13 protein-coding genes are annotated in these 12,456 nt (G+C 64.4%); 6 read left to right on the forward strand and 7 right to left on the reverse strand.

The window, feature by feature from the left end:
* Positions 1-123: 123 nt before the first annotated feature.
* A complete protein-coding gene (locus Q7U29_RS25945) occupies positions 124-999 on the reverse strand; it encodes a cell envelope integrity EipB family protein (protein ID WP_304746207.1) in 876 nt (291 codons plus the stop codon).
* 237 nt (positions 1,000-1,236) lie between these two features.
* Here Q7U29_RS25945 and Q7U29_RS25950 point away from each other — a divergent pair, with 237 nt between their 5' ends.
* From Q7U29_RS25950 to Q7U29_RS25965, 4 genes are all read left to right on the forward strand, one after another.
* Positions 1,237-1,704 carry a RidA family protein gene (locus Q7U29_RS25950; protein ID WP_304746209.1) on the forward strand — a complete coding sequence of 156 codons (468 nt, stop codon included), beginning with the start codon at positions 1,237-1,239 and terminating at the stop codon, positions 1,702-1,704.
* Between the two features lie 13 nt (positions 1,705-1,717).
* The gene (locus Q7U29_RS25955) at positions 1,718-2,470 is read left to right on the forward strand and encodes a glycerophosphodiester phosphodiesterase (RefSeq protein WP_304746211.1); all 753 of its coding nucleotides are present in this window, start codon (positions 1,718-1,720) and stop codon (positions 2,468-2,470) included.
* A gap of 105 nt (positions 2,471-2,575) precedes the next feature.
* The gene (locus tag Q7U29_RS25960; protein WP_304746213.1) at positions 2,576-3,829 is read left to right on the forward strand and encodes a GNAT family N-acetyltransferase; all 1,254 of its coding nucleotides are present in this window, start codon (positions 2,576-2,578) and stop codon (positions 3,827-3,829) included.
* Positions 3,830-3,880: 51 nt separating this feature from the next.
* A complete protein-coding gene (locus Q7U29_RS25965) occupies positions 3,881-4,309 on the forward strand; it encodes an HIT family protein (protein ID WP_304746214.1) in 429 nt (142 codons plus the stop codon).
* A gap of 185 nt (positions 4,310-4,494) precedes the next feature.
* On the opposite strand, the gene tsaA is transcribed toward Q7U29_RS25965, so the two are convergent.
* The 5 genes from tsaA to Q7U29_RS25990 all read right to left on the reverse strand — a co-directional run bounded on the left by tsaA (position 4,495) and on the right by Q7U29_RS25990 (position 8,267).
* Positions 4,495-4,986: a tRNA (N6-threonylcarbamoyladenosine(37)-N6)-methyltransferase TrmO gene (tsaA, locus tag Q7U29_RS25970; protein ID WP_304746216.1), complete on the reverse strand. Its 492-nt coding sequence runs from the start codon at positions 4,984-4,986 to the stop codon at positions 4,495-4,497.
* A gap of 4 nt (positions 4,987-4,990) precedes the next feature.
* Positions 4,991-5,977: a tripartite tricarboxylate transporter substrate binding protein gene (locus Q7U29_RS25975; RefSeq protein WP_304746218.1), complete on the reverse strand. Its 987-nt coding sequence runs from the start codon at positions 5,975-5,977 to the stop codon at positions 4,991-4,993.
* Positions 5,978-6,016: 39 nt separating this feature from the next.
* Positions 6,017-6,361, reverse strand: coding sequence for an AzlD domain-containing protein (locus Q7U29_RS25980; RefSeq protein WP_304746220.1), 345 nt, complete (start codon positions 6,359-6,361; stop codon positions 6,017-6,019).
* Positions 6,358-7,095, reverse strand: a complete 738-nt coding sequence (locus tag Q7U29_RS25985; protein ID WP_304746268.1) for an AzlC family ABC transporter permease — start codon at positions 7,093-7,095, stop codon at positions 6,358-6,360. The genes Q7U29_RS25980 and Q7U29_RS25985 overlap by 4 nt, the downstream gene beginning before the upstream one ends.
* A gap of 164 nt (positions 7,096-7,259) precedes the next feature.
* Positions 7,260-8,267, reverse strand: a complete 1,008-nt coding sequence (locus Q7U29_RS25990; RefSeq protein ID WP_304746222.1) for a lytic transglycosylase domain-containing protein — start codon at positions 8,265-8,267, stop codon at positions 7,260-7,262.
* 107 nt (positions 8,268-8,374) lie between these two features.
* Here Q7U29_RS25990 and Q7U29_RS25995 point away from each other — a divergent pair, with 107 nt between their 5' ends.
* Positions 8,375-9,310 carry a glycine/sarcosine/betaine reductase selenoprotein B family protein gene (locus tag Q7U29_RS25995; protein ID WP_304746224.1) on the forward strand — a complete coding sequence of 312 codons (936 nt, stop codon included), beginning with the start codon at positions 8,375-8,377 and terminating at the stop codon, positions 9,308-9,310.
* A gap of 164 nt (positions 9,311-9,474) precedes the next feature.
* Positions 9,475-9,828 (forward strand): PilZ domain-containing protein, encoded by a 354-nt coding sequence (locus Q7U29_RS26000; RefSeq protein ID WP_304746226.1) that lies wholly within the window; start codon positions 9,475-9,477, stop codon positions 9,826-9,828.
* An 84-nt stretch (positions 9,829-9,912) separates the two neighbouring features.
* Here the strand turns inward: Q7U29_RS26000 and clpA are convergent, their stop codons facing one another.
* Positions 9,913-12,321, reverse strand: a complete 2,409-nt coding sequence (clpA, locus tag Q7U29_RS26005; RefSeq protein ID WP_304746228.1) for an ATP-dependent Clp protease ATP-binding subunit ClpA — start codon at positions 12,319-12,321, stop codon at positions 9,913-9,915.
* Positions 12,322-12,456 lie beyond the last annotated feature (135 nt).

Genomic DNA, 12,456 nt, shown 5'->3' on the forward strand with positions numbered 1-12,456 from the left:
AGAATCCGGTGTTAGATATCTTCTGTAACAATGGGTGCCGGTGGCTATGGGTCCCTGCGCCCCGTGCGCAATTGCGCACTAGGCAGGGACGACGTTGCGGAATGGTGCGCAACACCTCAACCGTCACTTGCACGGCTTGGAATCCTTGACGTCGAATTTTCCGAGCGCGCCGGAGATGACGAAATCGTTGTAGTCCAGCACCAGCGCCCGCGAGACGCCGTTCTCGAACAATTCGAACGACATTGCATAGACCGGGGTCTGCTCGCCGTCCTTGGCCTTGGCGTCGCGGTCGTAATAGCTCACCGTGACCGGCCAGCGCTTCAGCGATTTCATGACGTCGTTGGCGGTGGACGGATCGGGCGTTTCGATGCTGCGGTCGCCCGGGATCGGCTGGCCGATCACCGATAAGGTATTGTAGACTTTTTCGCCATTGTCGGATCCGTCATAGACCATCAGCTCCAGCACCGATTTGCCCTCGCGCGCGGCGGTGATGATGCGCTGGATCTGCTCGGTCGGAAATACCGTGGTGCCATCCAGCGTGAAGGTCTTGGCTTCGGGCTGTTTCAGTTTGACCGTGATCTGGTTGCCGCTGCGTTCCGCCATGCCGTCGACGGGGCTGGAATCGGCGTCGTTCATCCGGGTCGCGATCTTGAAACGATAGCTCTTGCCGTCGCCGTCCTCCCAGGAGGTCGAGCGCAGGTCGCTCAGCGTCCGCTTGCCCTCGCCGCTGTCCAGCTCCGAGACCTGGCGGAATTCCGAGGTGTAGCCCTCGCAGGCGCTGCCGGAAAAATTGTAGAGGATGCGGCCACGCGCGCTGTTGATCGAATTCGAGCCGCGCGACTTCAGCAGCTTCAGTTCATACAGCGCCTGATGCGCCAGAAACGGGCCGCTGGCCGCGGCCTCCGCCCTGCCGCCGGCAAAACCGACGACCACGACGGCGGCAGCCGTCAGCAAAACCGGGCTGACGTCATGCGGCAAAATCCGGAACCAGCGAGCCATGCATTGTCTTCCTTGCGTCGTGAATCATCACATTACTGACCGCCCTATTGCGCCGCAACTAGGGCCGCTTCGCAAAAAAGCACCAATTGCCGGCGGGATTGCCGGCGTTTTCGGCCGGTTCCCGGCCAATCGGCGGCTCGCTTGCATGTGATGGCACGATGCGCGAAACAAAGCGGCCCGGCCGCGTCGAGACCGGGTGCAGAACAACTTGAACGTCAATGCAAACGGGGACGAAACATGGCGGGTACGGTCGAGCACAAACTTGCGGCGCTGGGCGTGGTGTTGCATGAGGCCCCGACCCCGGTGGCGAATTACGTCGGCTTCGTCCGCACCGGCAACCTGCTGTTCGTGTCGGGGCAGGTTTGCGTCAATCCTGACGGCAAGCTGATCGCCAAGGGCAAGCTCGGCGCCGGCGTCACCGTCGAGCAGGGCAACGCCGCGGCCAAGGGGTGCGCGATCAACCTGCTGGCGCAGATCAAGGCCGCGCTCGGCGATCTCGACAAGGTGGTCCGCGTGGTCCGGCTCGGCGGTTTCGTCAATTCGGCGCCGGATTTTCTCGATGGCCCAAAAGTGCTGAACGGCGCTTCCGACCTGATGGTCGCGGCCTTCGGCGACAAGGGCCGCCATGCCCGCACCACCGTCGGCGTCTCCTCGCTGCCCTCGGACGCGGCGGTCGAGGTCGAAGGCGTGTTCGAGGTCTCGTAAGGGAGACGCCAAGGTGCGCGCGCCTGACTGGCTGACCGCGCGGCCCGTGGCCCATCGCGGGCTGCACGATTTTGCGCGCGGCATTATCGAAAATATGCCCGCGGCGGTTACCGCCGCGATCGCGGGCAATTTCGCCATCGAGGTCGATCTGCAACTCACCGCCGATGGCGAGGCGATGGTGCACCATGACGACGCGCTCGGCCGCCTCACCGAAGGCTCGGGCACCCTGCTCGGCAAGACCGCGGCCGAACTCAAAGCAGTCAATTTCCGGGACACCTCCGAGCGGATGATGTCGCTCGGCGATCTCTGCGCGCTGGTTGCCGGCCGCGTGCCGCTGGTGATCGAGGTGAAGAGCCATTTCGACGGCGACCGCAGGCTGGTGGCGCGGATGGCCGAGGTGCTGTCGGGCTATTCGGGGCCGGCGGCGGTGATGTCGTTCGACCCCGACCAGGTGCTGGCGTTGCGCCAAACCATCCCGGATCGTCCGCGCGGCATCATTGCCCAGGCCAACTATGATGACGCCTACTGGTACAAGCTGACGCCGGAACAGCGCCGCGGCATGCTGCATCTGCGCCACGCCTTCCGCACAAGGCCGCATTTTGTAGCGTTCTGGGTCAACCAGTTGCCGGCCCCGGCCCCCTGGATCGCCCGCCATGTGTTCGGCCTGCCGCTCCTGACCTGGACCGTGCGTACTCCGGAGCAGCGCGAGCGCGCGGCGCGCTATGCCGACCAGATGATTTTCGAAGGTTTCGTACCGGGGGGCTGATGCGCGCCGCGCACTCTTGAAGTCGCGGGCGCAATGCCCGATCTTTGACGGCGTTGGTCACCACATGCGATGGCTGATCGCAACGCGTGACTGGTCTTTTTGCTGATGGCGTCATCCGAAATCACCTTGGAATCGCTGCCCTCCGTCAGCCAGATTCCGGCTGCCGATTGGGATGCCTGCGCCAATCCGGCTTGCGGCCCGGATAGCCTCGACAGGCTCGACACTCTGGCCTCACGTGAGCCCGCAGCCGAGTCGAGCGCCGCATCAAGACGCCCCTATAACCCGTTCGTTTCACACGCATTTTTCTCGGCGCTGGAAGCCTCCGGCTCGGCCTGCGCGCGAACCGGCTGGGGTCCGCGCCACCTCGTCGCCAAACTCGGCGGCGCCATCGTCGGCATCGTGCCGTGCTATCTGAAATCGCACTCGCAGGGCGAATACGTGTTCGACCGCGGCTGGGCCGATGCCTATGAGCGCGCCGGTGGCCGCTACTATCCGAAACTGCAGGCCTCGGTGCCCTTTACTCCGGCCGCCGGACAGCGCCTGCTGATCCGCGACGGCGTCGATCGCGAACGTATCGGCACCACGCTGGCGAGCGGCCTGATCGCGCTGTGCGAGGCGACCAGGGCGTCATCGGTGCACGTCACCTTTGCCCGCGAATCCGAATGGAAGTTCCTCGCCGAATACGGCTTCCTGCAGCGCACCGACCAGCAGTTCCACTGGCACAATCAGGGGTACGCTTCGTTCGACGATTTCCTCGCCACCCTCAATTCGCGCCATCGCAAGGCGATCAAGCGCGAACGGCGCGAGGCGCTTTCCGTCGAGGGGATCACGGTCCACGCGCTGACCGGCCGGGACATCACCGAAGACGCCTGGGACGCCTTCTTCGACTTCTACATGGAGACCGGCTCCCGCAAATGGGGCCGCCCCTACCTCACGCGGGAGTTCTATTCGCTGATCGGCGAAACCATGGCCGATGACGTGCTGCTGGTGATGGTCAAGCGCCATGGCCGCTGGATCGCCGGCGCCATCAATTTCATCGGCTCCGACACCCTGTTCGGCCGCCACTGGGGCGCGATCGAACATCACCCGTTCCTGCATTTCGAGGTCTGCTACTATCAGGCGATCGATTTTGCCATTGCGCGCGGCCTGAAAACCGTCGAGGCCGGCGCGCAGGGCGAACACAAGATCGCGCGCGGATATCTGCCGCAGACCACTTACTCCGCGCATTACATCGCCGACCCCGGCCTCGCCCGCGCCATCGACGAGTACCTGAAGCGCGAGCGCGCCTACGTCGCCGAGGCCGCGCGCGAACTCACCGACGCCGGACCGTTTCGCAAAGTGGCCGACGAGCCGTCTTGACGGTTCCAGCCCCCAGAAGCGAGAGTACAACCGAATTTCGAGGAGACTGCCATGCCCGCCTATGACACCAACAACATCTTCGCCAAAATCCTGCGCGGCGAGTTTCCCTGCCACAAAGTGTATGAGGACGACCATGTGCTGGCGTTTCTCGACATCATGCCGCGCGCGCCGGGCCACACCCTGGTGATTCCGAAGGCCCCTGCCCGCAACATCCTCGACATCACGCCCGATGATTACGCCCACGTCGCGCGCGGCGCCCACAGGATCGCAGCCGCGGCGATGACCGCCTTCAAGGCCGACGGCATCACCGTGCAGCAATTCAACGAGGCCGCCGGCGGACAGGTGGTGTTTCACCTGCACATGCATGTGATGCCGCGCCACGACGGCATCGCGCTCTTGCCGCCGGCCAGCCGCAAGGAAGACGTCAAGGTGCTGGAGGACAATGCGACCAAGCTGATCGCGGCGCTTAAGGGCGGTTGATGCAATGGCGTGGAAGCGATAAGTCCGCTCCCTCATGGTGAGGAGCATCTCGGCAGCGCCCTGGCGCTGCCGACATGCGTCTCGAACCATCGGGCACACGGCCTGACGCCATCCTTCGAGACGCCGCGCGAAAGTGCGCGCGGCTCCTCAGGATGAGGTCGGAGATAACCAAACAGCGCCTCGCCTCACTCCGTCTCGAAATCCCCGGGATGCGGCTGCGCCAGGGGGGTGAATTCGCAGCGGTCGGGCTTGATGTCCAGCAGCGGCGTCTCGTCGAGGCAGTCGAGGCCGCGCACCAGCACGACATTGCCCTCGATGCCGACCAGTTTGACGATCGAGGTGCCGATCGGGTTCGGCCGCACCGGCGAGCGCAGCGAGAACGCGCCGCGGGTGTTGCCGTTGTCCTTCGGGCTCTGCAGCACCAGATCGCGCCGCGACTGGTGCAGCCAGTAGATCACCTCGAGATTGCTGTAGAAGTCGACGCCCTTCAGCGCCGGCAGCCATGGCTCGAAAATCTCGAGCCGGCAGACCGGGCCGTCGTGGCGGCCCTGCCGCGGCGTCATTTCGCGCGAGGTCCATGGCGTGCGGATGCGGCCGATGAAGTAGAGCGAAGCGTTGCCTGCTTTCGGCAGATCGACGGCGAGTTCGCCCTCGCGGACTTTGGTTTTGGCAGTCATGTCGTCAGTCCAGTGAGATGTTCAGCTTCTTGATCACGGCTGACCACCGCGCCCTGTCGGCATCGATGAACTCGTTGATCGCGGCGGCACTGCGCGGACGAAGCGCCGGGAAGCCGATCTTCTCCAGCGAGGCCCGGAAGGCGTCGTCGTTCAGGGCCCGGTCGAGGCTGGCGCTGACCTTCTGCGCGATATCGTCCGGCAGCTTGGCGGGTGCTGCGACGCCAAACCAGACGCTGACGCGGTAATCGGGATAGCCGCTCTCGGCGATGGTCGGCACGTCAGGCAGATCCGGGCTTCGCTTCTCCGAACTGACGCCCAGCGGACGCAGCAAGCCCGATTTCACCGGCGGCAGCGCCGTGCTCAACGTATCGAACATCACCTGGATGTTACCGGATATCAGATCGGTCAGCGCCGGACCCGCCCCCCGATAGGGCACGTGAACCATGTCGACGCCCGCGATCTGCTTGAACATTTCGCCGGCCAGATGGATGGTGCCGCCGGTGCCGGCCGATCCGAAATTGACCTTGCCGGGATTCGCCTTGGCGTAGGCGACGAACTCCGCCACCGTCTTGGCCGGCACCGAGGGGTGGACTTCCATCACCACGGGCAAATCGGTCATCAGCGACAGCACCCGAAGGTCCTTCACCGGATCGTAGGGCAGCTTCTTGTAGAGCATCGGGTTGAGCACGATGATGGACGCCGCCGTGACGAACAGCGTGTAGCCGTCGGGCTCGGATCGGGCCACGATCTCGGCGCCGATCGCGCCTTGCGCGCCGGCCTTGTTCTCGACGACGACAGGCTGCTTCAGGTCGCGGCTGAGAAACTCGCCGACCAGCCGGCCGAGAACATCGGTGGGGCCGCCCGCCGCATAGGGCACGACCAGCTTGATCGGGCGCGTCGGATATTCCGCCGCGATGGCGGCCGGCGTCGCGGCAAAGGCTGCAACAGTCAAAAGACAGCCAGCCAGAGCCGACCTTGCGCGCGAATTCATTCCCGATTCCCCGTGATGCGTTTGAGTTGGCCGACAGTATCAGCCCAGCCACCATTTGCCAGCCAGCATGACGGCCTCGCCGCCGACCACGCCGGCAAAAATCGACCGCCGCGTCAGCAAAAAGACCGCGAATCCCGCCGCCACCGCACCATAGCGCAACCAGTCCGGCACGCTGGCCAACGCGCCCGGCGGCAGCACCAGGATTTGCGCGATGACGCCGGCGAGAATCGCGGTTGCGACCGCCCTCACCCACACCAGCAGCTCGGAGCCCTCGTCGACGCCGCCGCCGAACCAGAGGCCGAGCATGCGCCAGACTTCATTGGGCAGGAAGCCCGCCACCACGAGCACCAGCAACGCCTGCCAGTCGCCGATAAAATCGCTCATTTGCGTTCCCGCCACCAGTGAACGCCGTAGGCAATCGTGCCGGCCGAGATGCCGCTGATCAGGATATCGACGCCGGTGTGCAGCAGGGATACCAGCGGAAACAAAGCAAGCCCCAGCACCAGCGCCAGGACGTCGGAGAGCTGCCGGCAGTTGCGCGCGGTCGATAGCAAAAATGCCAGCGGCGTCAACAGCAGGATGGCAGCGCCCAGCAGCGGCGGCAGGTTGGCGGCCAGACCATAGCCCAGCGTGGTCGCGAAGAGGCAGACCAGGCAGAGCCCGGTGCCGAGCCCATGCGTGAACGCGATCCGCCGCTCGCGCGGCACATGCGGCAGCAGGCGGACGCATTCGACCCACAGGGTGACCGCGATGAAATGGGTGACCAGCACCAGATGGCGCCGTTTGGTCTGAGGCGTCCGCATCATCGGCAATACGGAGACCACCATCGGAAACAGCCTGATAGCGCTGACGGTGACGGCAATCGCCGCCTGCACCACCGTCGCGCCCGATCCCAGCGTCGAAATCAGGATGATCTGCGCCGGCCCCGCCCAGACCAAAGCCGTGCTCGCCAGCACCCATCCGAGGCTGAAATGGGTGTCATGCGCCAGCGCGCCGATGCCGAGATAGGTCGCAAACAGCACCAGCGTCAGCACCGTCGAGGCGACCGAGCGCATGCCCCATGCAAAGGCGCGCAAGGGACTGTGCCAACGGGTCGTGTCGAGCGGAGGAAGGGCCAAGGGCAACCTGACCATGTGAGTCGTGTCGGGGCATAACGATGGCGAAACGGACCAGCGTCAAGCGAGCGGCAGGCAGAGCAGACCGTCATTGCGAGCGGAGCGAAGCAATCCATAGGCCGGATAGCATCCAGTGGATCGCTTCGACGCGAAGCGAGTCAACACGTTCAGCGCCTCACATTCATATTACGCAGCACCAGGCAAGCCCCGCCGGCGCGGCGGATGCGGGTGCAGAGTTCGTCGGCGGCGGGGCGCGTGTCGGCGCCGATCCGTACCTGGTAGAACGTTCGCGTGCCGCGGCTGCGCCAGATCCTGCCCGAGAGGCTCGGATCCTGATCGCCGATCACGGCGCTCAGGCGCTTCATCGCACGTGAATACATCGCCAGCGCCCGGTCGCGATTGAAGCCGGCGGCGAGCTGCACGCCCCAGAGCTTGTCGGCGCCCAGTTTCACATGCTGCTCCAGTTCGGTGACGAAGGGATTAGGGGCGCGCCTGAGCAGGGCCATCAATTCGCGGCAGGACGAACTCGGTGCGCGGTCGGGCAGCTTGTCTTTCGTGCCAGGCCTCGCCCATTCATCGACCGTAGCACCCGTGATCGCTGACACGTAATTGCGAGTCTCCTGCGGCATATAGCCGGAGCCATCAAGCCATTCCCGTACCCGCCGCGGCCCGGCATTGTAGGCCGCCGCCGCAAGCCCGAGATTGCCGAACTGGCCGCGCAACTCGCGCAGGAATTCCGCGGATTTCGGCAATGCCTGTACCGGATCGAAGGGATCGAGCAGCCGGCGCTCGCTGGCGGTTCCCGGCATGAATTGCGCGATGCCCTGCGCACGCTGGCCGCTGCGCGTCACCGGTCCCACCGCATCGGATTGAAAGCGGCTCTCCTGCCAAATCACGCGGGCGTAAAACTCCAGCGGCAGGTCGTTGGCCTTCGCCGCGGATTCGATCATCAGGCACATCGCCTCGCGGGTGTCGGTCTCCCGTGCATTGTCCGCGGGCTTCTCCGCCCTGTCCTTGCTTTCATTGCCGGTGGCGGATTCTTCGACGCCGGGCTTTGCGAGTTCGCCGCCGGCCGCCGCGGGCGTGGCATCCTCGGCCATCGCCCGCGCCGCGGGCTGCGAGAGTGTCACGACGACAACGCAAAGTGCTGCTCGCAGACCAATGACCGTTCGCATGGGAGCTCTGCTATCCGCTAGCCGTGCTTGACACGGGGAACCGACCGTCTAGCTATCCAAGTCAAGCTATTCGGAAGAATGATGGCGCGGATGTGGGAGCGCAAGGCATGACGGCAACTTCGGACGACCAGCTCGGCTTCGCGCCCGACGACGACACGCCAATTCAATACATGGCGCGGACCCGCGAGTATTATGCGGCCATCGGCTACACCACGCCCTATCGCTGGGCGCATTTTGTCGATGCGCCGTTCCAGCCGCTGAAAAAGCCGCTGGCGCAATCCCGCGTCGCGCTGATCACCACCGCAGCCCCGTTCGACCCTGCCAAGGGCGATCAGGGCCCGGGTGCCAAATACAATGGCGGCGCCAAATTCTATACGGTCTATGACGGCGATACCTCCCGAGATCACGATCTGCGGATCTCGCACATCGCCTATGACCGCGTGCACACCAGTGCCGACGACAGCGGCACCTGGTTTCCGCTTCCGCAGCTGAGGCGGCTGGCGAGCACGCGGCGGATCGGCGAACTGGCGCCCCGCTTCTTCGGCGCGCCGACCAACCGCAGCCATCGCGTCACCATCGAAACCGACGCCCCCGAAATCCTGGCGCGCTGCAAGGCCGACAACGTCGACGCCGCCGTGCTGGTTCCAAACTGCCCGGTCTGCCACCAGACCATCAGCCTGGTGGCCCGGCATCTCGAGGCCAACGGCATTTCCACCGTCGTGATGGGCTGCGCCAAGGACATCGTCGAACACGCCGCGGTGCCACGGTTCCTGTTCTCGGATTTTCCGCTCGGCAATTCAGCGGGCAAGCCGCACGATCCCGCGTCGCAGGCCTTTACCCTGGAGCTGGCCCTGCGGGTGCTGGAAACCGCCCCGGGTCCGCAGACCACGGTGCAATCGCCGCTGCGCTGGAGCGCGGACGCGGCGTGGAAGCGCGACTACAGCAACGCCGGCGCCCTCAGCGCCGACGAGCTGGCGCGGCTGCGGCGCGAATTCGACGCCCAGAAGGAAATCGCCCGCGGATTGCGCGAGAGCGCGGCCTGAGGGCTTGCGGTCGATCGAAGTAACCTCGTTTGGCTGGAGAAAGCCCTGAAATCGCGGCTTCTCCGGGCATCTTCAATTTACGTTAACGGCGCATTTTGCCGGCCGTGGTCTTTCGCCGGATGCGAAGCCGGGTATGGTCCCTTTCTTTAAGGGGAGACTTTTCCATGCTGGACCGACGCCAGAACGCACGCGACAAGGTGATTTACGGCGGCGTCGCCGAGAGCGACGGTGCGACGCGTGACTGCGTGGTACGCAATATCTCCGAAAACGGCGCCAGCCTGGAGTTCAGCAACGTCATCAAGCTGCCAAGGGAACAGATGTCGCTGAAGATCGCCCGAAAGGGCCAATCCTTCCTGGCCAAAGTGATCTGGTGGCGCGATAATTTTGTCGGCGTCGCCTTCCGCGCAGAAGCTCCTGTCGAACTGCCGGTCTCCGATCTGGAGGAGCGGCTGCGCAAGAGCGAAAAGAAAAAGCGCCAGCTGCAGCGCCGCATCAAGGAGTTGATCGGCGAAGGCTGATCCGTCCGCGCGCCACGCACTTTATCCATCAAAAAAGCCGGCGGTCTCGCGACACGCCGGCTTTCTGATTCTGGTCCTGGCAGCTTACACCTTGACGAGCGGCCCTCGCGAGGCCGGGCCGCTCGACCCGCCGCCGGGGCCGCTGGGTTTCGGCTTGCGCTTGCGCGCGCCGGGCAGTTTTTCCGGCTTCGGCGTCACCGGTCCCTCGACATATTCGAATCCGATTTTCTCGCCGCCCGCCTCCGCGCCGGCTTCGTCCGCGACCAGCACGACGCGAACATGGCCGCCGCCCTTGAGCTTGCCGAACAGCACCTCGTCCGCCAGCGGCTTCTTGATGTGTTCCTGGATCACGCGCGCCATCGGCCGCGCACCCATCTGCTCGTCGTAACCATGCTTGATCAGCCACGCCTTGGCCGGCTCCGACAATTCGATGGTGACGTCACGGTCGGCAAGCTGCGCCTCGAGCTGCAGCACGAACTTCTCCACCACCATGCCGATCACATCGGGATTGAGATGCGCGAACGAGACGATGGCGTCGAGCCGGTTGCGGAATTCGGGCGCGAACTGGCGATTGATCGCCTCGTGATCGTCGCCTTCCCGCTTGTTGCGCGTGAAGCCGAACGCCTGACGCGCCAGATCGGCGGCGCCGGCATTGGTGGTCATGATCAGGATCACGTTGCGGAAATTGACCTGCTTGCCGTTGTGGTCGGTGAGCCGGCCGTGATCCATGATCTGCAGCAGCACGTTGTAGAGATCAGGATGCGCCTTCTCGATTTCGTCGAGCAGCACCACGCAGTGCGGGTGCTGGTCGACGCCGTCGGTCAAAAGGCCGCCCTGGTCGAAGCCGACATAGCCCGGAGGCGCGCCGATCAGGCGCGAGACCGTGTGCCGCTCCATATATTCCGACATGTCGAAGCGGATCAGCTCGACGCCGAGCGAGGCCGCGAGCTGTTTTGCCACTTCGGTCTTGCCAACGCCGGTCGGACCCGAGAACAGATAGGAGCCGATCGGCTTTTCCGGCTCGCGCAAGCCGGCGCGCGACAGCTTGATCGATGCGGAAAGCGCCTCGATCGCCTTGTCCTGGCCGAACACCACGCGCTTCAAGGTCTGCTCCAGGTGCTTGAGCACCTCGGCGTCGTCCTTCGACACGCTCTTGGGCGGAATCCGCGCCATGGTCGCGATCGTGGTCTCGATTTCCTTGATGCCGATGGTCTTCTTGCGCTTGTTCTCGGCGACCAGCATCTGCGCCGCGCCCGACTCGTCGATCACGTCGATCGCCTTGTCCGGCAGCTTGCGGTCGTGGATGTAGCGCGACGACAGCTGCACCGCGGCCTCGATCGCCTCGTTGGTGTATTTCAGCCGGTGATAATCCTCGAAATAGGGCTTCAGGCCCTTCAGGATCGCGATGGCGTCTTCCACCGTCGGCTCGTTGACGTCGATCTTCTGGAACCGGCGCACCAGCGCGCGATCTTTCTCGAAGTGCTGGCGGTATTCCTTGTAGGTGGTCGAGCCCATGCAGCGGATGGTGCCCGATGCCAGCGCGGGCTTTAAGAGATTGGAGGCATCCATCGCGCCGCCGGACGTAGCGCCGGCGCCGATCACGGTGTGGATTTCATCGATGAACAGGATGGCGTTGGGATGGGCCTCCAGTTCCTTCAGTACCTGCTTCAGGCGCTCCTCGAAGTCGCCGCGATAACGGGTGCCCGCGAGCAGCGTGCCCATGTCGAGCGAGAACACCGTGGCCGCCGCCAGTACTTCCGGCACTTCGCTGTCGACGATGCGTTTTGCCAATCCTTCGGCGATCGCGGTCTTGCCGACGCCGGCTTCGCCCACGAACAGCGGATTGTTCTTCTGGCGCCGGCACAGCACCTGGATGGCGCGGTTGATCTCGGCATTGCGGCCGATCACCGGGTCGATCTTGCCGTCACGCGCCTTCTTGTTGAGGTTGACGCAGTAGGTATCGAGCGCCTCGCCCTTCTTCTTGGAATCCTCGTTGCCCTTGGTCTCGGTCTCCTCATCGACGCCGCGCACCGGCCGCGCTTCCGAGACCCCGGGCCGCTTGGCGATGCCGTGGCTGATGTAGTTGACCGCGTCGTAGCGGGTCATGTCCTGCTCCTGCAGGAAATAGGCGGCATGGCTCTCGCGCTCCGCGAAGATCGCGATCAGCACGTTGGCGCCGGTCACTTCCTCGCGGCCGGACGACTGCACGTGGATCACCGCGCGCTGGATCACGCGCTGGAAGCCCGCGGTCGGCTTGGCGTCGTCGGCGCCATCGGTAACCAGATTTTCGAATTCGGTCTCGAGATAATTGACCAGGCTGGTGCGCAGCTTGTCGAGATCGACGCTGCAGGCACGCATCACGGCGGCCGCGTCGGAATCATCGATCAGCGACAGCAGCAGGTGTTCCAGCGTCGCATATTGATGATGACGCTCGTTTGCAATCGCCAGCGCACGATGCAGGGATTGTTCAAGGCTCTGGGAAAAAGTTGGCATTCGCGTCCTCTGTGGCCCCCGCCATCATGATCGCCGTTGCCCGGTCAGGCAACAACAACCTTTGTCATATAGTTACGCCAGATCGTGGCGAAAGGTCGGTTCCGCCAGAGTGGATTCACTCCAAAGTCACGCGAC

The organism is Bradyrhizobium sp. (assembly GCF_030654605.1).
Lineage (GTDB): Bacteria > Pseudomonadota > Alphaproteobacteria > Rhizobiales > Xanthobacteraceae > Bradyrhizobium.

Coding starts and splice junctions, on each gene's coding strand:
- Q7U29_RS25945 (WP_304746207.1), bottom strand. CDS start 999: ATGGCTCGCTGGTTCCGGATTTTGCCGCATGACGTCAGCCCGGTTTTG.
- Q7U29_RS25950 (WP_304746209.1), top strand. CDS start 1,237: ATGGCGGGTACGGTCGAGCACAAACTTGCGGCGCTGGGCGTGGTGTTG.
- Q7U29_RS25960 (WP_304746213.1), top strand. CDS start 2,576: ATGGCGTCATCCGAAATCACCTTGGAATCGCTGCCCTCCGTCAGCCAG.
- Q7U29_RS25965 (WP_304746214.1), top strand. CDS start 3,881: ATGCCCGCCTATGACACCAACAACATCTTCGCCAAAATCCTGCGCGGC.
- tsaA (WP_304746216.1), bottom strand. CDS start 4,986: ATGACTGCCAAAACCAAAGTCCGCGAGGGCGAACTCGCCGTCGATCTG.
- Q7U29_RS25975 (WP_304746218.1), bottom strand. CDS start 5,977: ATGAATTCGCGCGCAAGGTCGGCTCTGGCTGGCTGTCTTTTGACTGTT.
- Q7U29_RS25980 (WP_304746220.1), bottom strand. CDS start 6,361: ATGAGCGATTTTATCGGCGACTGGCAGGCGTTGCTGGTGCTCGTGGTG.
- Q7U29_RS25990 (WP_304746222.1), bottom strand. CDS start 8,267: ATGCGAACGGTCATTGGTCTGCGAGCAGCACTTTGCGTTGTCGTCGTG.
- Q7U29_RS25995 (WP_304746224.1), top strand. CDS start 8,375: ATGACGGCAACTTCGGACGACCAGCTCGGCTTCGCGCCCGACGACGAC.
- Q7U29_RS26000 (WP_304746226.1), top strand. CDS start 9,475: ATGCTGGACCGACGCCAGAACGCACGCGACAAGGTGATTTACGGCGGC.
- clpA (WP_304746228.1), bottom strand. CDS start 12,321: ATGCCAACTTTTTCCCAGAGCCTTGAACAATCCCTGCATCGTGCGCTG.